Source organism: Sphaerisporangium perillae (genome assembly GCF_023276435.1).
Classification (GTDB): domain Bacteria; phylum Actinomycetota; class Actinomycetes; order Streptosporangiales; family Streptosporangiaceae; genus Sphaerisporangium; species Sphaerisporangium perillae.
In genome coordinates this window covers 1-20,073 of sequence record NZ_JALLPO010000021.1, presented here as the reverse complement: position 1 = coordinate 20,073, position 20,073 = coordinate 1, and the positions used below count along the sequence as shown (strand labels likewise).

The 20,073-nt window shown below is 69.0% G+C and carries 19 protein-coding genes and 1 pseudogene; 18 read left to right on the top strand and 2 right to left on the bottom strand.

Annotated elements, in window-relative coordinates; all coding sequences use genetic code 11:
* Positions 1 to 12: 12 nt before the first annotated feature.
* Genes MYF83_RS21100 through MYF83_RS21035 form a run of 14 tightly spaced genes read left to right on the top strand, consistent with a single transcriptional unit; the run spans position 13 to position 16,054 of the window.
* Entirely contained in the window at positions 13 to 564 is a 552-nt protein-coding gene (locus tag MYF83_RS21100) for a NuoB/complex I 20 kDa subunit family protein (RefSeq protein ID WP_248962236.1), read from the top strand.
* Complete coding sequence (locus MYF83_RS21095; protein WP_248962235.1) at positions 561 to 1,238, top strand: NADH-quinone oxidoreductase subunit C; 678 nt, start codon at positions 561 to 563, stop codon at positions 1,236 to 1,238. The genes MYF83_RS21100 and MYF83_RS21095 overlap by 4 nt, the downstream gene beginning before the upstream one ends.
* Positions 1,235 to 2,587, top strand: coding sequence for an NADH-quinone oxidoreductase subunit D (locus MYF83_RS21090; RefSeq protein ID WP_248962234.1), 1,353 nt, complete (start codon positions 1,235 to 1,237; stop codon positions 2,585 to 2,587). The genes MYF83_RS21095 and MYF83_RS21090 overlap by 4 nt, the downstream gene beginning before the upstream one ends.
* Positions 2,584 to 3,252, top strand: a complete 669-nt coding sequence (nuoE, locus tag MYF83_RS21085) for an NADH-quinone oxidoreductase subunit NuoE (protein WP_248962233.1) — start codon at positions 2,584 to 2,586, stop codon at positions 3,250 to 3,252. Before MYF83_RS21090 ends, nuoE begins: the two co-directional genes overlap by 4 nt.
* Positions 3,249 to 4,535, top strand: a complete 1,287-nt coding sequence (gene nuoF / locus MYF83_RS21080) for an NADH-quinone oxidoreductase subunit NuoF (RefSeq protein ID WP_248962232.1) — start codon at positions 3,249 to 3,251, stop codon at positions 4,533 to 4,535. The genes nuoE and nuoF overlap by 4 nt, the downstream gene beginning before the upstream one ends.
* Positions 4,532 to 6,961, top strand: a complete 2,430-nt coding sequence (locus tag MYF83_RS21075) for an NADH-quinone oxidoreductase subunit G (RefSeq protein ID WP_248962231.1) — start codon at positions 4,532 to 4,534, stop codon at positions 6,959 to 6,961. Before nuoF ends, MYF83_RS21075 begins: the two co-directional genes overlap by 4 nt.
* 46 nt (positions 6,962 to 7,007) lie before the next feature.
* Positions 7,008 to 8,366: an NADH-quinone oxidoreductase subunit NuoH gene (gene nuoH / locus MYF83_RS21070; RefSeq protein WP_248962230.1), complete on the top strand. Its 1,359-nt coding sequence runs from the start codon at positions 7,008 to 7,010 to the stop codon at positions 8,364 to 8,366.
* The gene (gene nuoI / locus MYF83_RS21065; protein WP_248962229.1) at positions 8,353 to 8,868 is read left to right on the top strand and encodes an NADH-quinone oxidoreductase subunit NuoI; all 516 of its coding nucleotides are present in this window, start codon (positions 8,353 to 8,355) and stop codon (positions 8,866 to 8,868) included. The genes nuoH and nuoI overlap by 14 nt, the downstream gene beginning before the upstream one ends.
* Positions 8,861 to 9,751, top strand: coding sequence for an NADH-quinone oxidoreductase subunit J (locus MYF83_RS21060; protein WP_248962228.1), 891 nt, complete (start codon positions 8,861 to 8,863; stop codon positions 9,749 to 9,751). The genes nuoI and MYF83_RS21060 overlap by 8 nt, the downstream gene beginning before the upstream one ends.
* Positions 9,748 to 10,044, top strand: coding sequence for an NADH-quinone oxidoreductase subunit NuoK (gene nuoK, locus MYF83_RS21055; RefSeq protein WP_189165194.1), 297 nt, complete (start codon positions 9,748 to 9,750; stop codon positions 10,042 to 10,044). The genes MYF83_RS21060 and nuoK overlap by 4 nt, the downstream gene beginning before the upstream one ends.
* A 9-nt stretch (positions 10,045 to 10,053) precedes the next feature.
* Positions 10,054 to 11,964: an NADH-quinone oxidoreductase subunit L gene (nuoL, locus tag MYF83_RS21050; RefSeq protein ID WP_248962227.1), complete on the top strand. Its 1,911-nt coding sequence runs from the start codon at positions 10,054 to 10,056 to the stop codon at positions 11,962 to 11,964.
* The gene (locus tag MYF83_RS21045; protein WP_248962226.1) at positions 11,964 to 13,493 is read left to right on the top strand and encodes an NADH-quinone oxidoreductase subunit M; all 1,530 of its coding nucleotides are present in this window, start codon (positions 11,964 to 11,966) and stop codon (positions 13,491 to 13,493) included. The genes nuoL and MYF83_RS21045 overlap by 1 nt, the downstream gene beginning before the upstream one ends.
* Complete coding sequence (nuoN, locus tag MYF83_RS21040; protein ID WP_308201481.1) at positions 13,490 to 15,046, top strand: NADH-quinone oxidoreductase subunit NuoN; 1,557 nt, start codon at positions 13,490 to 13,492, stop codon at positions 15,044 to 15,046. Before MYF83_RS21045 ends, nuoN begins: the two co-directional genes overlap by 4 nt.
* A gap of 12 nt (positions 15,047 to 15,058) precedes the next feature.
* Positions 15,059 to 16,054, top strand: a complete 996-nt coding sequence (locus MYF83_RS21035; RefSeq protein ID WP_248962225.1) for a polyprenyl synthetase family protein — start codon at positions 15,059 to 15,061, stop codon at positions 16,052 to 16,054.
* Positions 16,055 to 16,134: 80 nt separating this feature from the next.
* Here the strand turns inward: MYF83_RS21035 and MYF83_RS21030 are convergent, their stop codons facing one another.
* Together MYF83_RS21030 and rarD are read right to left on the bottom strand one after the other, a co-directional pair.
* The gene (locus MYF83_RS21030) at positions 16,135 to 16,950 is read right to left on the bottom strand and encodes an LLM class flavin-dependent oxidoreductase (protein ID WP_248962224.1); all 816 of its coding nucleotides are present in this window, start codon (positions 16,948 to 16,950) and stop codon (positions 16,135 to 16,137) included.
* A gap of 126 nt (positions 16,951 to 17,076) precedes the next feature.
* On the bottom strand, positions 17,077 to 17,994 hold the full coding sequence (rarD, locus tag MYF83_RS21025) for an EamA family transporter RarD (protein WP_248962223.1): 918 nt from the start codon (positions 17,992 to 17,994) through the stop codon (positions 17,077 to 17,079).
* A 138-nt stretch (positions 17,995 to 18,132) separates the two neighbouring features.
* Between rarD and msrA the strand changes: the two genes are divergently transcribed.
* From msrA to MYF83_RS21010, 4 genes and pseudogenes are all read left to right on the top strand, one after another.
* Positions 18,133 to 18,795 (top strand): peptide-methionine (S)-S-oxide reductase MsrA, encoded by a 663-nt coding sequence (msrA, locus tag MYF83_RS21020; protein WP_248962222.1) that lies wholly within the window; start codon positions 18,133 to 18,135, stop codon positions 18,793 to 18,795.
* A gap of 250 nt (positions 18,796 to 19,045) precedes the next feature.
* A pseudogene (locus MYF83_RS44375) lies at positions 19,046 to 19,333 on the top strand (dihydrofolate reductase family protein); the annotation flags it as partial.
* A 154-nt stretch (positions 19,334 to 19,487) separates the two neighbouring features.
* Positions 19,488 to 19,616, top strand: coding sequence for a hypothetical protein (locus MYF83_RS42930; protein ID WP_279339882.1), 129 nt, complete (start codon positions 19,488 to 19,490; stop codon positions 19,614 to 19,616).
* Between the two features lie 249 nt (positions 19,617 to 19,865).
* The coding region (locus MYF83_RS21010; protein ID WP_248959841.1) for a transposase at positions 19,866 to 20,073 on the top strand (208 nt) is incomplete at its 3' end.

Genomic DNA, 20,073 nt, shown 5'->3' with positions numbered 1-20,073 from the left:
GGAAGCACTGAGATGGGTCTCGAAGAGAAACTGCCCAGCGGGTTCGTCCTGTCCACCGTGGAGCAGGCGGCCGGGTGGGCGCGGAAGAACTCCGTCTGGCCGGCCACGTTCGGCCTGGCCTGCTGCGCCATCGAGCTGATGGCCACCGGCGGCCCCAACCACGACCTGGCCAGGTTCGGCATGGAGCGCGCGTCCGCGTCCCCCCGCCAGGCCGACCTGATGATCGTGGCCGGTCGCCTGTCGCAGAAGATGGCGCCGGTGCTGCGCCAGATCTACGACCAGATGGCCGAGCCCAAGTGGGTCATCGCGATGGGCGTCTGCGCGTCCAGCGGTGGCATGTTCAACAACTACGCGATCGTGCAGGGCGTCGACCACGTCGTGCCGGTGGACATCTACCTGCCCGGCTGCCCGCCGCGTCCCGAGATGCTCATCGACGCGATCGTCAAGCTGCACGACAAGATCCAGAACATGAAGTTCGGCGCGCACCGCGCCAAGCAGATCGACGAGCTGGAACTGCGGGCTCTGCGGTCGCTTCCGCTCATCGATCAGGGGACCTCGAAATGAGCACTGAAAATCTCCCCGGGGTGCCGGAGGAGCCGATCGCCCGCCGCGGCATGTTCGGCGCCGCCGACTCCGGTGACACATCCGGATACGGCGGTCTCGTCGTACGCCGCCCGCCGAAGCTGTCGAGCGCCAAGCCGTACGGCGGCTACTTCGACGAGGTGGCCGACGCGCTCGAGCGGGTCGCGGGAGACGCCTACGCCGGCATGGTCGAGCGCGTGGTCGTCGACCGGGGCGAACTGACGATCCACGTTGCGCGCGAGCGCCTGGTGGAGGTCATGCGCCACCTGCGCGACGACCTCGCCCTGCGGTTCGAGCTGTCGCTCGGTGTCTCGGGGGTGCACTACCCCGAGGAGACCGGCGCCGAGCTGCGCGCGGTCTACCACCTGTGCTCGATCACCCACAACCGTCGCATCCGGGTCGAGGCCTCCTGTCCTGCCGCGGATCCGCACATTCCGTCCACGGTGTCGGTCTACCCGACGCACGACTGGCATGAACGCGAGACCTACGACTTCTTCGGGATCGTCTTCGACGGCCACCCGGCGCTCACCCGCATCGAGATGCCCGATGACTGGGAAGGCCACCCGCAGCGCAAGGACTATCCGCTCGGCGGCATCCCGGTGCAGTACCGCGGCGCCACCATCCCCGCGCCGGACCAGAGGAGGTCGTACGCATGACCGCCATCCACGACGGTGAGACCGCCCGGAGCGAGCAGGACGTCACCGAGGGCAAGGTCTACAGCGTCAACGGCCAGGACTGGGACGAGGTCGTCAGCGCGGTCGCCGAGTCGTCGGAGGAGCGCCTGGTCATCAACATGGGCCCGCAGCACCCCTCGACCCACGGCGTGCTCCGGCTCGTGCTGACCCTCGACGGCGAGACCGTCACCGAGGCGCGCACGGTGATCGGCTACCTCCACACCGGCATCGAGAAGAACATGGAGTTCCGGACGTGGACCCAGGGGGTCACGTTCGTCACTCGCATGGACTACCTGTCGCCGATCTTCAACGAGGCCGCGTACTGCATGGCGGTGGAGAAGCTCCTCGGCATCACCGACCGGGTGCCGCTGCGGGCGCAGACCATCCGGGTCATGATGATGGAGCTCAACCGGATCTCCTCGCACCTGGTGGCCATCGCGACGTTCGGCCTGGAGCTCGGCGCGACGACGCCGATGCTGTTCGGGTTCCGCGAGCGCGAGCTGGTGCTCGACCTGTTCGAGTACATCACCGGCCTGCGGATGAACATGGCCTACGTCCGGCCGGGCGGGGTGTCGGTCGACCTGCCCGCGGGGGCCGTCGACAAGATCGGCGAGTTCCTCAAGATCATGCCTGGGCGGATCAAGGAGATGCGCAAGCTCCTCGACGAGAACCCCGCCTACACCCGGCGCACCAAGGACGTGGCCTACCTCGACCTCACCGGCTGCATGGCCCTCGGCATCACCGGGCCCATGCTGCGGGCGGCGGGCCTGCCGTGGGACCTGCGCAAGTCGCAGCCCTACAGCGGTTACGAGACCTACGACTTCGACGTGCCGACCGAGAACTCCTGCGACGTCTACGGCCGCTACCTGGTGCGCGTGGCCGAGATGGAGGAGTCCCTCAAGATCATCGGCCAGTGCCTGGACCGGCTCTCCGGCTCCGAGCTCAAGGGCAAACCGGTCATGATCGAGGACAAGAAGATCGGCTGGCCGTCGCAGCTCGCGCTCGGTCCCGACGGGCTCGGCAACTCGCCCGACCACATCGCCCACATCATGAGCAGCTCCATGGAGGCGCTCATCCACCACTTCAAGCTGGTGACCGAGGGCTACCGGGTGCCGGCCGGGCAGGCGTACGTGCCGGTCGAGTCGCCGCGCGGCGAACTGGGCGCGCACGTCGTGAGCGACGGGGGAACCCGCCCCTATCGCGTACACTTCCGCGACCCCTCGTTCACGAACCTGCAGGCCGTGCCCGCTACCTGCGAAGGCGGCATGATTGCCGACGTCATCGCCGCGGTCGCGTCGATCGACCCGGTCATGGGAGGTGTGGACCGGTGACGACCTATTCGCCGGAAGTCCGCGAGCGTCTCGAACGCGACGCGAAAGAGATCATCGGGCGTTACCCGAAGAGCCGCTCGGCGCTGCTGCCGCTGCTCCACCTGGTGCAGGCCGAAGAAGGCTTCGTCTCCGACGCGGGCCAGGAGTTCTGCGCAGAGATGCTCGGCCTCACCAAGGCCGAGGTCGTGGGCGTCTCGACGTTCTACACGATGTACAAGCGCAAGCCCGCGGGCGAGTTTCACGTCGGCGTGTGCATCAACTCGCTGTGCGCCATCATGGGCGGCGACCAGATCTGGGAGGAACTGGCGGAGCACGTCGGCGTCGGCAACGGCGATACGACCTCCGACGGCAAGGTCTCGCTTGAGCGGATCGAATGCAACGCCGCCTGCGACTTCGCGCCGGTCATGATGGTCAACTGGGAGTTCTTCGACAACCAGACCCCCGACTCCGCCAAGCGGCTGGTCGACGACCTGCGCGCCGGCAAGGAGGTCGCGCCGACCCGCGGCCCGGGCCGCCTGTGCTCGTTCAAGGAGGCCTCGCGCGTGCTCGCCGGCCTGCCCGACGGCCAGGCCGGTGACGGCCCCTCGGCCGCCGGCCCCTCGCTCGAGGGCCTCAAGATCGCCAAGGCGAACGGATGGACGGCACCGAAGGGGGCCTCGGAATGACGACTCTGACTCCGGTCCTCACCGCGAACTGGGATCGGGCGGACTCGTTCACCCTCCAGGGATACGGCGAGTACGAGGCCGCCAAGAAGGCGCTCGGGATGGAACCCGACGCCATCATCAAGGCGGTCAAGGACTCCGGCCTGCGCGGCCGAGGCGGCGCGGGCTTCCCGACCGGCATGAAGTGGGGCTTCATCCCCCAGGGCGACGGCAAGGCGCACTACCTCGTCGTCAACGCCGACGAGTCGGAGCCGGGCACCTGCAAGGACATCCCGCTCATGATGGCCAACCCCCACGCGCTGGTCGAGGGCATCATCATCACGGCCTACGCCATCCGCGCCAACCAGGCCTTCATCTACATCCGCGGCGAGGTGCTCCACGTCATCCGCCGTGTGCAGGCGGCCGTCCGCGAGGCGTACGAGAAGGGCTACCTCGGCACGGACATCCTCGGGTCGGGCTACGACCTGGAACTGGTCGTGCACAGCGGCGCCGGCGCGTACATCTGCGGCGAGGAGACGGCGCTGCTCGACTCGCTGGAGGGATACAGGGGCCAACCTCGCCTCAAGCCTCCCTTCCCCGCCGTCGCGGGTCTTTACGCGTGTCCCACTGTCATCAATAACGTCGAATCGGTCGCAAGCGTTCCCAGCATCATCGGCAACGGCGCCGACTGGTTCGCCTCGATGGGCACCGAGAAGTCCAAGGGCTTCGGCATCTTCTCCCTGAGCGGCCACGTCACCCGCCCCGGGCAGTACGAGGCGCCACTCGGCATCACCCTGCGCGAGCTGCTCGACATGGCGGGCGGCATCAGGGCGGGCCACCGGCTCAAGTTCTGGACGCCGGGCGGGTCCTCCACGCCGATCTTCACCGACGAGCACCTCGACGTGCCCCTCGACTTCGAGTCGGTCGGCGCCAAGGGCTCGATGCTCGGCACCCGGGCGCTGCAGATCTTCGACGAGACGACCTGCGTCGTGCGCGCCGTGCTGCGCTGGACCGAGTTCTACGCCCACGAGTCCTGCGGCAAGTGCACCCCCTGCCGGGAGGGCACGTACTGGCTCAAGCAGGTCCTGCGCCGGCTCGAGAAGGGCCAGGGCACCGAAGAGGACCTCACCACGATCACCGACATCGCGGACAACATCCTCGGCCGCTCGTTCTGCGCCCTCGGCGACGGCGCGACCAGCCCGATCCACTCGTCGGTGAAGCACTTCCGCGACGAATACCTCAAGCACTTCGAGATCGGCGGCTGTCCGTTCGATCCTGCCGCGTCAACTGTGTGGGGTAAGGCATGACAGTACAGACATCCTCGGCGGGGCCGGTCGAGCAGCCGGTGGACATGGTGACCCTCACCATCGACGGCTTCCAGGTCAGCGTCCCGAAGGGAACCCTGATCATCCGGGCGGCCGAGCTGCTGGGCATCCAGATCCCGAGGTTCTGTGACCACCCGCTGCTCGAGCCGGCGGCCAACTGCCGCCAGTGCCTGATCGAGATCACCGACGCGGGCAACGGCCGCGGCTTCCCCAAGCCGCAGCCGTCCTGCGCGATCGAGGTCGCCGAGGGCATGGTCGTGCAGACGCAGCTCACCTCGCCGGTCGCCGAGAAGACCCAGCGCGGCGTGATGGAGATGCTGCTCATCAACCACCCGCTCGACTGCCCGGTCTGCGACAAGGGCGGCGAGTGCCCCCTGCAGAACCAGGCCATGTCGAACGGCCAGGGCGAGTCCCGGTTCGAAGAGACCAAGCGCACCTTCGAAAAGCCGATCCCGCTCTCCACCGAGGTGCTGCTCGACCGCGAGCGCTGCATCCAGTGCGCCCGCTGCATCCGCTTCTCCGACGAGATCGCCGGCGACCCGCTGATCGAGTTCTTCGACCGCGGCGCCGCCGAGCAGGTGGGCGTCGCCAACGGCGAGCCGTTCCAGTCGTACTTCTCCGGCAACACCGTCCAGATCTGCCCGGTGGGGGCGCTCACCGGCGCCGCGTACCGCTTCCGCGCCCGGCCGTTCGACCTGGTGTCCACCCCGAGCGCCTGCGAGCACTGCGCGAGCGGCTGCGAGCTGCGCACCGACCACCGGCGCGGCAGGGTCACCCGCCGCCTGGCCATGGACGACCCGCAGGTCAACGAAGAGTGGAACTGCGACAAGGGCCGCTGGGCCTTCTCCTACACCACCCAGCCCGACCGCCTGTCGACCCCGCTCGTCCGGGACGAGGAGGGCTACCTGCAGCCCGCGTCCTGGCCGGAGGCCCTGGCGGCCGCCGCCGAAGGGCTCGCCCGGGCCCGTGGCAAGGCCGGCGTGCTGGTCGGCGGCCGGGTGACCGTCGAGGACGCCTACGCCTACGCCAAGTTCGCCCGGGTCGCGCTCGGCACCAACGACGTCGACTTCCGCTCCCGTCCGCTGTCGGAGGAGGAGGCCGCCTTCCTCGCCCACGCGGTGGCGGGCAAGGGCATCGAGGTCTCCTACACCGACCTGGAGAAGGCCCCGGCCGTGCTGCTCGCGGGCTTCGAGCCCGAGGAGGAGTCGCCGATCGTCTTCCTGCGGCTCCGCAAGGCGTTCCGCAAGCGCGGCCTGAAGGTCTTCTCGCTCGCGCCGTTCGCCACCGCGGGCCTGGCCAAGATGGGCGGCACCCTGATCCGCACGCTGCCCGGCGCCGAGGCCGAGGGCCTGGGCGAGCTCATCTCCGGCGCCTCGGCCGCGGCCGAGGCGCTCAAGCAGCCCGGCACGATCATCCTGGTCGGTGAGCGGCTCGCCACCTCCCGCGGCGCCCTCTCGGCCGTCGCGCGGCTCGGCGCCACCTCCGGCGCCCGGCTCGCCTGGGTGCCCCGCCGCGCCGGCGAGCGCGGCGCGATCGAGGCGGGCGCGCTGCCGAACCTGCTGCCCATCGGCCGTCCCGCCGCCGACGAGACCGCCCGCGCCGAGGTCGCCCGCGCCTGGAACGTCGCCGGGCTGCCCGAGGCGCCCGGCCGCGACACCGGGGCCATCCTCGCCGCCGCGCTGGCCGGTGACCTGGACGCCCTCGTCATCGGCGGCGTCGACCCCTACGACCTGGCCGACCCGCAGGCCGCCCTGGCCGCCCTGGAGAACACGCCGTTCATCGTCTCGCTGGAGATGCGCGCCAGCGCGGTCACCGACCGCGCCGACGTGGTGCTGCCCATCGCGGCGGTCAGCGAGAAGAGCGGCACGTTCGTCGACTGGGAGGGCAGGGGCCGCTCGTTCGAGCGGGCCATCGAGGTCCCGGGCCTGCTGAGCGACCTGCAGGCCATCGCCGCGGTCAGCGACCACATGGACGTCCACCTGGGCCTGCCCGACGCCGCCGCGGCCCGCCGCGAGCTCGCGGCCATCGGCGCCTGGCGCGGCTCCCGGGCCAACGGCCCGAGCGTGACCGGTGGCACCCAGGCCGACCCGCAGGCCGGCGAGGCCGTCCTCGCGACCTGGCACCTCCTGCTGGACTCCGGCCGCATGCAGGACGGCGAGCCGTACCTGGCCGGGACCGGCCGGGCCGTCGAGGCGCTGCTGTCGGAGGCCACGGCTGCCGAGGTCGGCGCGCTCGACAGCGGTAAGGTCACGATCACCACGGAGGGCGGCACGGTCACGCTGCCCGCGCGAGTGGCCGACCTGCCCGACCGTGTCGTGTGGGTGCCGGCCAACTCGGCCGGCTGCTCGGTCACACGTGACCTGCACGCCGTGGCCGGCGACGTCGTCAAGATCGGGAGTGCGTCATGAGCGCGAGCGAACCCGGCGCAGCGAATGAGGAGTTGGTGAGCGACCGATGACAGGGCCTCTGCTCGTCGCCGATCCGGCCGGGCCCACCCTGGCCGACTTCGGCAAGGATCCTTTGTGGATCTCCATCATCAAGGCCGTCTTCATCTTCGTCTTCTTGATGATGGGCGTGCTGTTCGGCGTGTGGACCGAGCGCAAGCTGATCTCGCGCATGCAGCACCGCTACGGCCCGAACCGCGCAGGCAAGTTCGGCCTGCTGCAGTCGGTGGCCGACGGCCTGAAGATGGGGCTGAAGGAGGACATCCTCCCCAGAACCGTCGACAAGCTGGTCTACATCCTCGCGCCGATCATCATCGCGGTGCCGGCCTTCCTGTCGTACTCGATCATCCCGTTCGGCCCGATGGTGTCGATGTTCGGCGTGCGGACGCCGCTCCAGCTCACCGACCTGCCGGTCGCGGTGCTGGTGGTCCTCGCGATGGCCTCGATCGGCGTCTACGGCATCGTGCTCGCCGGCTGGGGCTCGCGCTCGCCGTACGCCGTGCTGGGTGGTCTGCGCTCGACGGCCCAGGTCATCTCCTACGAGATCGCGATGGGTCTGTCGTTCGTGGCGGTGTTCCTGTTCGCGGGCACGCTGTCCACCTCCGAGATCGTGGCCAAGCAGGCGTCCGGCGGCAGCTGGTCGCTCGGCGGGCTCGACATCCCGCTGCCGTCCTGGTACGCGATCCTGCTGGTCCCGTCGTTCCTGATCTACGTGATCACGATGCTCGGTGAGACCAACCGCGTGCCGTTCGACCTGCCCGAGGGCGAGGGCGAGCTGGTCGGCGGGTTCCACACCGAGTACTCCAGCTCGCTGAAGTTCGCGATGTTCATGCTGGCGGAGTACGCCAACGTGTTCACGGTGTCGGGCCTGTGCATCACGCTGTTCCTCGGCGGCTGGCGTGCCCCGTGGCCGATCTCCCTGTGGGACGGCGCGAACGTGGGCTGGTGGCCGATGCTCTGGTTCTTCATCAAGCTCGCGCTGGTGTTCGCGTTCTTCATCTGGGTGCGCGCCTCGCTGCCCCGCATCCGGTACGACCAGCTGATGGCCTTCGGCTGGAAGGTGCTCATCCCGCTCAACCTCGCGTGGATCCTGCTGGTCGCCACCGTCCGGGCCACCCGGATCGCCGGGGACCAGCGGACCCTGGTGCTGGTGATCGCGGCGATCGTCGTGGTCGGATGCCTCGCGATCTACTTCCGCTTCGACACGGTCAACCAGCGCCGCCGGGAGGCCAGGGCCGCGGAGGTCGAGTCCGAGTTCGAGCAGCTGCGCGCCGAGCCGACCGCCGGCGGGTTCCCCGTCCCGGCCCTGGACCTGCCGCACTACCACGGCGTCAACGGACGCAAGGAGGTCCCCAGTGGGACTAACTGATTTCCTGAACCCCGTGAAGGGGTTCGGCGTCACCTTCCACCACATGTTCAAAAAGCCGGTGACGGTCAACTACCCCGAGGTGAAGAAGCCCACCGCGCCTCGGTTCCACGGCCGCCACCAGCTGAACCGCTGGCCGGACGGTCTGGAGAAGTGCGTCGGGTGCGAGCTCTGCGCCTGGGCCTGTCCCGCCGACGCGATCTTCGTGGAAGGTGCCGACAACACCGACGAGGAGCGTTACTCGCCGGGCGAGCGGTACGGCAGGACGTACCAGATCAACTATCTCCGTTGCATCCTGTGCGGCCTGTGCATCGAGGCGTGCCCGACACGCGCGCTGACGATGACCAACGAGTACGAGCTCGCCGACTCCAGCCGTGAGAGCCTCATCTACACCAAGGAGATGCTGCTCGCGCCGCTGGGTCCTGGCATGGAGATCCCGCCGCACCCCATGCGCCTCGGCGAGACCGAAGAGGACTACTACCGGTTGGGCCGTAGCAATGGGTGAAACCATCACGTTCTGGGTGCTGGCGGTCGTGTCCGTGGCCGCGGCGCTCGGACTCGTCTTCAGCCGCAAGGCGGTGTACTCCGCGCTCATGCTGGGCGTGGTGATGCTCTCGCTGGCGGTGCTCTACGCCGTGCAGGACGCTCCGTTCCTCGCCGTGGTGCAGATCATCGTCTACACCGGCGCGGTCATGATGCTCTTCCTGTTCGTGCTGATGCTGGTCGGCGTCGACTCCTCCGACTCCCTGGTGGAGACGATCAAGGGGCAGCGTTTCTGGGCCGTCGTCGCCGGCCTCGGCTTCGCCGTGCTCCTGGCCGCCGGCATCGGCAACGCGGTGATCGGCGCCCCGACCGGGCTGAGCGGGGCGGTCAGCGCCGACGGCGGCAACGTCCCGGCGCTCGCCAGGCTGATCTTCACGCGCTACGTGTTCGCGTTCGAGGTCACCTCCGCGCTGCTCATCACCGCCGCGCTCGGCGCGATGGTGCTGGCGCACCGCGAGCGCAGCGAGCCCAAGCCGACCCAGAAGGACCTGTCGCGCGCCCGGTTCCTCAGCGGCCACCCGTCGCCGCTCCCCGGGCCGGGCACCTACGCCCGGCACAACGCGATCGACATGCCCGCGCTGCTGCCGGACGGCACGGTCTCCGAGCTCTCCGTCAACCGGGTCATCGCCCGCCACGACGTCGCGGACGGCCACCTTCCCGACAACCCCAGGCTCGCCCAGGCCATCAGGAAGGTCGCCGAAGGCGCCGTCCGGACCGAGCAGCCGAAGGTCGTCCAGGCGGTTGCCGAGGCGCCGGAGGTCCCCGCCACCGCACAGGAGAAGCCCAAGGCCGCGCAGGCCGCAGGCACGAGGGCGGACGGCCCCGTCGAGGAGGAAGGCAAGTGACCACCCACTACCTGGTGCTCTCCGCGCTGCTGTTCGCCATCGGCGGCGTCGGCGTGCTGGTACGCCGCAACGCCATCGTCGTGTTCATGTGCGTGGAGCTGATGCTCAACGCCTGCAACCTGGCTTTCGTCACCTTCGCCCGGCAGCACGGCAACCTGGAAGGCCAGATCATCGCGTTCTTCGTGATGATCGTGGCCGCCGCCGAGGTCGTCGTGGGTCTCGCGATCATCGTGACGATCTTCCGAACCCGCAGGTCCGCGTCGGTGGACGACGCCAACCTGCTGAAGTACTAAGAGGTCGCCGTGGAAACCGCTGCTGAGATCGTCCAGCACTCCGGTGGAGTGATAGGCGTCTCCTGGCTGACGATCGTCCTGCCCCTGCTGGGGGCCGCGATCCTGCTGCTGGGCGGCCGCCGCACCGACCGCTGGGGGCACCTCCTCGGCGTCGCCATGTCACTGGCGTCGTTCGTGGTCGCCGTGCTCGTCTTCGTCGAACTGCTCGGGTTCGGACCCGACCAGCGCCGCCGCGTGGTGGAGCTGTACGACTTCCTGCCCGGCGGCACGATCGACGTCAAGATGGGCCTGCTGCTGGACCCGCTGTCGATCTCGTTCGCCCTGTTGATCACCGGTGTCGGATCGCTGATCCACATCTACTCGATCGGCTACATGGCGCACGACCCGAACCGGCGGCGGTTCTTCGCCTACCTGAACCTCTTCATCGCGGCGATGCTGCTGCTGGTGCTGGCCGACAACTACCTCGGCCTGTACGTCGGCTGGGAGGGCGTGGGCCTGGCGTCCTACCTGCTGATCGGCTTCTGGCAGCACAAGCCCTCGGCGGCCGCCGCGGCCAAGAAGGCCTTCATCGTCAACCGCGTCGGTGACATGGGCCTCGCCCTCGGCATCTTCGTCATCTTCACGACGTTCGGCACCGTGGCCTTCGGCCCCGTCATGTCCGGCGTCCCGCAGGCGTCGCAGGGCACGCTGACCCTCATCGGCCTCGCCCTCCTGCTCGGCGCGTGCGGCAAGTCGGCGCAGCTCCCGCTGCAGTCCTGGCTCCTCGACGCGATGGAGGGCCCGACCCCGGTCTCGGCCCTCATCCACGCCGCCACCATGGTCACCGCCGGCGTCTACCTCGTGGTCCGCTCCGGCCCGATCTACGTCGGGGCCCCGACCGCGGCGCTCGTCGTGACCATCGTAGGCGTGGCGACGCTGCTCGCCGGTGCGATCATCGGTACCGCCAAGGACGACATCAAGAAGGCCCTCGCCGGGTCGACGATGTCGCAGATCGGCTACATGATGCTCGCCGCCGGCCTCGGCCCGGTGGGCTACGCGTTCGCCATCGCCCACCTGATCGCGCACGGCTTCTTCAAGGCCTCCATGTTCCTCGGTGCCGGCTCGGTCATGCACGCGATGAACGACGAGGTCGACATGCGCAAGTTCGGCGGCCTCGCCTCGAAGATGAAGATCACCTGGATCACCTTCGGGCTCGGCTACCTGGCGATCATCGGCTTCCCGCTGCTGTCCGGTTACTGGACCAAGGACGGCATCATCGAGACCGCGATGGAGCACAACCCGATCCTCGGCTGGCTCGCCGTGATCGGCGCGGGCATCACCGGCTTCTACATGTCGCGCCTGTTCTTCATGACCTTCCACGGCAAGCCGCGCTGGGAGAAGGACGTCCACCCGCACGAGTCGCCCGCCGTGATGACCTGGCCGCTGATCATCCTGTCGATCGGATCGGTCTTCGGAGGCGGCTTCCTCATCGCGGGCAACCGCTTCATGGAGTTCCTCGCCCCGGCCGTCGGACGCCCCGAGGAGATGCCGTCCTTCCACCCGTTCAGCGTCACCGGCCTGGCGACCCTCGCGCTGGTCGCGGTCGGCGTCGCCTACGCGTGGATGCGCTACGGCAGGGCCGAGGTCCCGGCGGTCGCGCCGCGCGGGTCGTTCCTCACCGTCTTCGCCCGCCGTGACCTGTACGGCGACGCGATCAACGAGGCGCTGTTCATGCGTCCCGGCCAGTGGCTGACCCGGCTCGCGGTGTACTTCGACAACCGCGGCGTCGACGGTCTGGTCAACGGGCTGGCGGCGCTCATCGGCGGCACGTCCGGCCGCCTGCGCCGCGTCCAGACCGGCTTCGTCCGGTCGTACGCCTTGTCGATTTTCTTCGGTGCCGCCCTCCTGGTCGGCGCATGGTTCGTCGTAGGGAACCTGTGATGCCCTGGCTCTCAATCCTGATGGGCGTGCCCGTGGTGGGCGCGCTGGCGGTGGCGGCGGTGCCCAAGGGCAACGACAAGCTCGCCAAGCAGCTCACGCTCGCGGTCTCGCTCGTCGTGCTGGCGCTCACGCTCGCCATGGCGACCCAGTTCGACCCGTCCGGGGCTCGTGACCAGTTCAGCGAGGTCTACTCCTGGATCCCGTCGTTCGGCGTGCACTACGCGGTCGCCGTCGACGGCATCGCCCTGGTGCTGATCGCGCTGGCCGTGGTGCTGGTCCCGATCGTGGTGCTGGCCTCCTGGCACGACGCCGACCGGCCCGAGGCCAAGCGGTCGGTCAAGACGTACTTCGCGCTCATCCTGGTGCTCGAGGCGATGATGATCGGCGTCTTCGCGGCGACCGACATCTTCCTGTTCTACGTCTTCTTCGAGGCCATGCTGATCCCGATGTACTTCATGATCGGATCGTACGGCGGAGCCCAGCGGTCCTACGCGGCCGTCAAGTTCCTGCTGTACTCGCTGTTCGGCGGCCTGCTCATGCTGGTGGCCGTGATCGCGCTCTACGTCGTGGCCGACAAGGGCACGTTCCTGCAGCCCGAGCTCATCGGGGTCATCAAGGACCCCGCCACGCAGAAGTGGCTGTTCCTCGGCTTCTTCATCGCCTTCGCCGTCAAGGCGCCGCTCTGGCCGTTCCACACCTGGCTGCCCGACGCCGCCGCCCAGGCGCCCGCCGGCGCGGCCGTCCTGCTGGTCGGCGTCCTGGACAAGGTCGGCACCTACGGCATGCTGCGCTTCTGCCTGGAGCTCTTCCCGGACGCGGCGAAGTTCTTCACGCCGCTGGTGATCGCGCTCAGCGTCATCGGCATCGTGTACGGCGCCATCGTGGCCATCGGGCAGACCGACATGAAGCGGCTCATCGCCTACACGTCGATCTCGCACTTCGGCTTCATCACGATGGGCGTCTTCGCCATGACCGCCGACGCCGGCTCCGGCGCCACGCTGTACATGGTCAACCACGGGTTCTCCACCGGCGCGCTGTTCCTGCTCGCGGGCTTCCTGATCAACCGGCGGGGCTCGCAGTACATCGCGGACTACGGAGGCGTGCAGAAGGTCGCCCCGGTGCTGGCGGGCACCTTCCTGGTCGCCGGCCTGTCGTCCCTGTCGCTACCCGGCCTGTCGACCTTCGTCAGCGAGTTCCTCGTGCTGATCGGAACCTACGAGCGGTACATCGTCCCGAGCATCATCGCCCTGTCGGGCATGGTCCTCGCGGCCGTCTACATCCTGTGGATGTACCAGCGGATGATGACCGGCCCGACCGCCGAGAAGGTCAAGGCGTTCCCCGACCTGAACCTCCGCGAGAAGGTCGTCGTGGTCCCGCTCCTCGCGCTGCTCATCGGCTTCGGGTTCTTCCCCAAGCCGCTGCTCGACGTGATCAACCCAGCGGTCCAGCAGACCCTCACGAGCGTGCACGTGCAGCCGTTCACCCCCGCCATACCCGTCACCGCTGAGAAGAAGGGGGCAGGCCAGTGAGCACGCTCGCCGCCGCCATTGACGCGCCGACGATCGAATACGCGGAGCTCTCACCGATGCTCCTGGTCTTCGGCGCGGCGATGATCGGTGTCCTGGTCGAGGCGTTCACGCCGCGCTACCTGCGCAAGTCGATCCAGATGCCGCTCACGGTGCTGTCGATGCTCGGCGCGTTCGCGCTGACCGTCTGGCAGGGCATCCAGGGCGTGCGCCACGCCGCCGCCATGGGCGCGGTCGCCGTGGACGGGCCGTCCCTGTTCATCTGGGGCGCGATCCTGCTGCTCGCCATCGTCAGCGTCCTGCTGATCAACGACGACGACCACTTCGTCGCGCAGGCCGCGGCCGTGCCGGGCAGCGCCGAGGAGGACCGGGCGATCTCCGAGGGCGGCGCCCACACCGAGATCTACCCGCTGGTGCTCTTCGCCGTCGGCGGCATGATGCTCTTCCCCGCCGCCAACGACCTGCTGATCATGTTCGTGGCCCTCGAGGTCATGTCGCTGCCGCTGTACCTGCTCTGCGGCCTGGCCCGCCGTCGCCGCCTGCTCTCGCAGGAGGCGGCGATGAAGTACTTCCTGCTCGGCGCCTTCTCCTCGGCGTTCTTCCTGTACGGCACGGCGCTGCTGTACGGCTACGCCGGATCGGTCGACCTGTCGGCCATCGAGAAGTCCCTCAGCACCGTCGGCGGCCAGGACAGCCTGCTGTTCATGGGCGCGGCGATGCTCGGCGTCGGACTGCTGTTCAAGATCGGTGCCGCGCCGTTCCAGGCGTGGAAGCCCGACGTGTACCAGGGCTCGCCCACGCCCATCACCGCGTTGATGGCCTCGGGCACCCTGATCGCCGCGTTCGGCGCGCTGCTGCGGGTCTTCTGGGTCGCGCTCGGCAACCTCGACGCCGAGTGGACCCCGGTGCTGTGGGCCGTCGCCATCCTCACGATGGTGGTCGGTGCGATCCTCGCGATCACCCAGACCGACATCAAGCGCATGCTCGCCTACTCCTCGATCGCCCACACCGGCTTCCTGCTCACGGCCGTGGTGGCCACCGGCAAGGAGGCGCAGAACGCGAACGCCCTGTCGGGCATCCTGTTCTACCTGGTGGCCTACGGCTTCGCCACGGTCGGCGCCTTCGCGGTCGTCACCATGGTGCGCGACCCCGGCGGCGAGGCGGGCCACCTGTCCCGCTGGGCGGGCCTGGGCAAGCGGTCGCCCATCCTCGCGGGCATCTTCGCGCTTTTCCTACTCGCCTTCGCCGGAATCCCGCTCACATCGGGGTTCTTCGGGAAGTACGCAGTGTTCGCCGCAGCGGTCTCCGGTGGTGCGGTTCAGCTGGTCATCGTGGGTGTGGTGACGTCCGCGATGGCGGCGTTCTTCTACGTGCGCGTGATCGTCCTGATGTTCTTCAGCGATCCGGCGCCCGAAGGCCCCACCATCGCCGTCCCCAGCATAGGCACCGCGGCTGTGGTCACACTGGCGGCAGCGGCTACCGTAGTCCTCGGGGTCTTCCCGCAGCCGGTGCTCGACCTCGCGCACACGGCCGCGCAGTCGCTGTTCGTCCGTTAGGAGTAATGCTTGATGCCCGCGCCGCCCGTAGTCGACCTGCCTCACATCGACGAGGGGCTGGCAGCGGACATCGCCAGTGGCCTCGAGGCCGTGGAGAAGCTGCTCCGCACGTCCGCCGACAGCGAGGACGCCTTCGTCGCGGAGGCGTCCAAGCACCTCATCGAGGCAGGCGGCAAGCGGTTCCGCGCGATGATCGTGCTGCTGGCGTCGCACTTCGGTGACTCCAGCGCCCCCGGCGTGGTGCCGGGGGCGGTGGTCATCGAGCTGACCCACCTCGCCACCCTCTACCACGACGACGTCATGGACGAGGCGCGGGTGCGGCGGGGAACCCCGTCGGCCAACGCCCGCTGGGACAACACGGTCGCCATCCTCACCGGCGACTACCTCTTCGCCCAGGCGTCGGAGATCCTCGCCGACCTCGGACCCGAGCTGGTCCGCATTCAGGCGCAGACGTTCTCCCGGCTCGTGCGCGGCCAGATCCGCGAGACCATCGGACCGCGTCCCGGCGTCGACGCCGTCAGCCACTACATCGAAGTGCTCGCCGACAAGACCGGCTCCCTGATCGCCACCTCCGGCCGCTTCGGCGGCATGCTCGCCGGCGCGCCCGCCGAGATCGTCGAGCGCCTCACCAGCGCCTGCGAGGCCATCGGGGTCGCCTGGCAGCTCGGCGACGACCTGCTCGACGTCGCCTCCTCGGCCGGCGAGAGCGGGAAGACCCCCGGCACCGACCTGCGCGAGGGCATCCGCACGCTCCCCGTGCTGTACGCGCTGGAGTCCTCGGCTCCGCAGGACGCCCGGCTGCGCGAGCTGCTCGCCGGGCCGGTCGCCGAGCAGGACGTGCAGGAGGCCGTGGAACTGCTCCGGGGCAACGAGGCCATGGTGCGGGCGCGGGCGGAGCTGATGTCCTGGATCGACCGGGCCCGCGCGGACCTGCTGGCCCTGCCCGACATCCCGGCCCGCGCGGCCCTGCTCGCCCTCTGCGACTACGTGGCCGACCGCTCGGGCTGAACCCCGATGGCTGCCGGCTGCGGTGGCGTGGCCGGCGGCCCGGCCCGACGAGCGCCGAGCCGACGGGACCCGGGCACGGCTCAGGTGCCGGCGAGCAGGTCGACCACCGGAGCCAGCCGGTCGGCGAACATCGCGTTCACCGTGATGTAGGAGATGTGGTGAGCGTCCCTGCGGCGGAGCAGCCGGTCGGCCATCTGCCGCGGCGTCCCGTTCAGTATCGCGATCGAGTCCGCGGGGACGTCCGGGCCCAGTTGCCCGGCCAGCCACGGCGGGATCTCGTCCCCGACCACGTGGATCCCGGCGCTGAGCTCCAGCCTGCCGAAGTCGTCACTGGCCTGCTCGATCAGCCGTACGTGCTCGGCGAGGCCGTCCTCCGGGGTGGAGGCCGGCAGCCCCAGTGCGACGGTGTCGGCGTTCCTGGCGGCGAAGCCGAGCATCCGGGCCCCGCCGCCGGCGATCAGCAGGCGAGGGGCCGGTCCGCCGGTCCCCGGCCATTTCCGCACCTGGCGGATCACCTCTTCCAGCCGCCTGATGCGCTGGTCGGCCGTGCCGTAGGGCATTCCCAGCCTGGCCGCGTCCTGCTCGGCGTCCGGCCGCCCGGCGCCCAGGCCCAGTTCGAACCGGCCGCCGGACAGGAAGTTCAGCCCGTCGACCTCCCAGGCGAGCTGCTCGGGGCGCCGGTACGGGGCCGCGAGGACGAAGGTGCCGAGCCCGATCGAGGTGGTCGCCGCCGCCGCCGCGCTCAGCGCGAGTAGTGGCGGGAGGGTGTTGAGCGTGTCCGGCGTCAGGAACGTCGCGTACCCCAGGTTCTCGGCCCGGCGGGCGAGCGCGGTCCACTGACCGGCGTCCCCGGCCGTGGCCGCGACGACTCCGAAGCGAAAAAGGCGATCTGCCATCGGTACCCCCTCGGTTCCCGTCGATGCTCTCGCCCGGGAGGGGGCACCGTCGTCAGCCGGGCGGCGGCGGCCGTCGTACCGCCGAGGGGGTAGCCCCGGCGCGGCGGATACGTCCGGCGGCGTAGGTCAGACGGCCTCCAGGGCGGGAGCCCGGCTCGCCGCGCGCCGGACCGCGTGGGCGTTGTGCAAACCCTCCCAGCTGAAGACGGCCAGGGCGAGCCAGATGATCGCGAAACCGGCCCAGCGGCTAGGCGGCATGGTCTCGTGGGCCACCAGCACACCACACAAGAACTGCAGAATGGGCGCGATGTACTGCAGAAGCCCGATCACCGTGAGCGGGACGCGGATCGCCGCGGCGGTGAAGGCCATCAGCGGGATCGCGGTCACCACGCCGGCACCCGCGAGCAGCGCGGCGTGGCCGACCCCTTCGGTACCGAAGGTCGCCGTTCCCTGGACCTGCAGGAACACCAGATACGCCATAGCGGGGACCAGAAGGACCAGCGTCTCCACCGCCAGGCTCTCGGCAGCGCCCACGTTCGCGGACTTCTTGATCAGACCGTAGGTGCCGAAGCTCACCGCGAGCACGAGAGCGATCCACGGCGGGCGTCCGTAGTCCACCGTGAGCACGACGACGGCGAGCGCGCCGAACCCCACGGCCACCCATTGCCACGTGCGCAGCCGTTCCCGGAAGACCAGCACACCGAACAGCACGCTCACGAGGGGATTGATGAAGTACCCGAGTGCACTTTCGACCACATGCCCGGCGTTCACGGCGTAGATGTAGACGCCCCAGTTCACCGACACCACCACGGCGGCCAGGGTCAGCAGGAGGAGCTTCCTCGGCTGCCGGGCGAGCTCGCGGAACCACGACCAGTGACGCCGCACGGCCAGCACCGCGATCACGGCGACCAGCGACCAGACCATGCGGTGCGCCAGGATCTCGACCGCGCCCGAGGGCTTGAGCAGAGGCCAGTAGAGGGGGAACAGGCCCCACATGGTGTAGGCGGCGATGCCATACAGGACGCCACGGCGTGAATCAGGCATGAAGCCTATCTTCGCTGCTGACAGCCTTTACCACAATTAAGTAGGTCTTCGCGATCTATTAAGTGATGCTTACCACAGGAACAACGGAGACCTCTCGGTGGTTGGTCACACTGCAACGGCGTCAGACGGAGGTGCGCGATGGGTTGGCTCTTCGGCAAGAACAAGACTTCGATGGTGACCCCACAGGAGGCGCTCCCCGGCCACGCGGAGTCCATACCGGTGCCCGCCCGGCACGCGGTCCTCGACGCGCCCCTCGCCCCGCCGTACCCCGACGGGACTGAGATCGCCGACTTCGGGCTCGGCTGCTTCTGGGGCGCCGAGCGGAAGTTCTGGCAGACTCCCGGCGTCGTCTCCACCGCGGTCGGGTACCAGGGCGGCTACACCCCGCACCCGACATACGAGGAAGTCTGCACCGGCCTCACCGGCCACGCCGAGGTCGTCCGCGTCGTCTTCGATCCTCGCCAGGTGTCCTACGAGGAACTCCTCAAGGTCTTCTGGGAGGCCCACGACCCCACCCAGGGCATGCGCCAGGGCAACGACGTGGGAACGCAGTACCGCTCGGCCATCTACACCCACGGCGCCGCCCAGGAGAAGTCCGCCCTGGCCTCCCGCGACGCCTACCAGCAGGTCCTCACCACCGCCGGCTACGACCCCATAACCACCGAAGTCACCCCAGCCCCGGACTTCTACTTCGCTGAGGACTATCACCAGCAGTACCTTTTTAAGGTGCCAAATGGGTATTGCGGCATCGGCGGCACAGGGGTCTCCTGCCCTGTGGGCTTGACCACCGGCGAGGCCTGACCTGCGGTAACTGACTGATCCTGGCCCTTGGTCGCCCGGCTAGCCCCAATGCCGTTCAGTTAACGATCGGCGGGGATTGTCAAGAGCAGCGGAGCTCCTGCTAGAACAGTGGTCGACCAAGATCACGGACCAGCAGGAGCCCCGTTGGACGTCCAGTCTGTCATGCCCGGAGAGGCCGTCGTGGCCTCCGGCGCCTTCGCTCCTGGCCACCTGGGAGAACTCACCCAGCTGATCCCGTTCGAGATGGTCGATGAAGCGCTGCGGCACACGCGCAGGCTCGGCGCACACCAACGAGGTTGTCGAGAGCTGGTTCCGGGAGGCCGACGCCTTCCTCTTCGGCCGCGCGAGCTTCAATCTGCTCGGTGGGTATTGGCCGAAGGTCACCGAACCGGACGATCTGATCGCCACCAAGCTCAACACGCTGCCGAAGTATGTCGTCAGCTCGACGCTGACCGACGAGGAAGCCGACTGGAGCCCGACGACCGTCCTGCGCGGTGAACTGGTCGACGAGGTACGCCGGCTCAAGGAGCTTCCCGGGAGGGAACTCCAGGTTCACGGAAGCTGGAAGCTGGTGCAGACGCTGCATCAGGCAGGGACTTGTCGACCTCTACCGGCTGCTCCAGTACCCAGTCGTCGTCGGGACGGGGAAGCGCCTGTTCCCGGACGGATCGACGCCCGCGACGTTCACGAGCGTGGACGAGTATTCCCGCGTACTGCCCGGCGGCGTCGTCTCGCTGACCCTCACCCCTGCGAGTCTCGGCGCGATCTCCGCGGGTGCGTACACCGTGAACGAGGGGCGCTCGGCGACGGTCCTCGGCTGACACTGGTGTCCGACCGGCTTTGGGATGTTGATCGCCGGCCAGAGCGAAGGGGCCCCGCCGTACACTCAACTCCGTATAGGCCCTACTGCCTGAAGCGGATGACTACCACCTTTCACGGTGCCAAATGGGTACTGCGCCCCCGGCGGCATCGGCGTGAGCTGCCCCGTCGGCCTGACCGCCGACTGAGCCGCCCCGAGCCTTCCGGACAGTGCCCCCACTAAGATTGGGGTCGTCTGGAAAGGAAGATGGTTGTCGCGGAATCGTAGGAACTTCTCGCCTGAGTTCAAGGAAGAGGCCGTGAAGCTGGTGATCGAGACATCTCGTCCGGTTGCTCAGGTCGCGAAGGAACTCGGGGTACACGAGGCGACCCTTGGCAATTGGGTCAATGCTTATCGGCGCGAGCACGCGACCGACGAGCCGCCGTTGAGCGTCAGCGAGCGCGCCCGGCTCCGCGAGC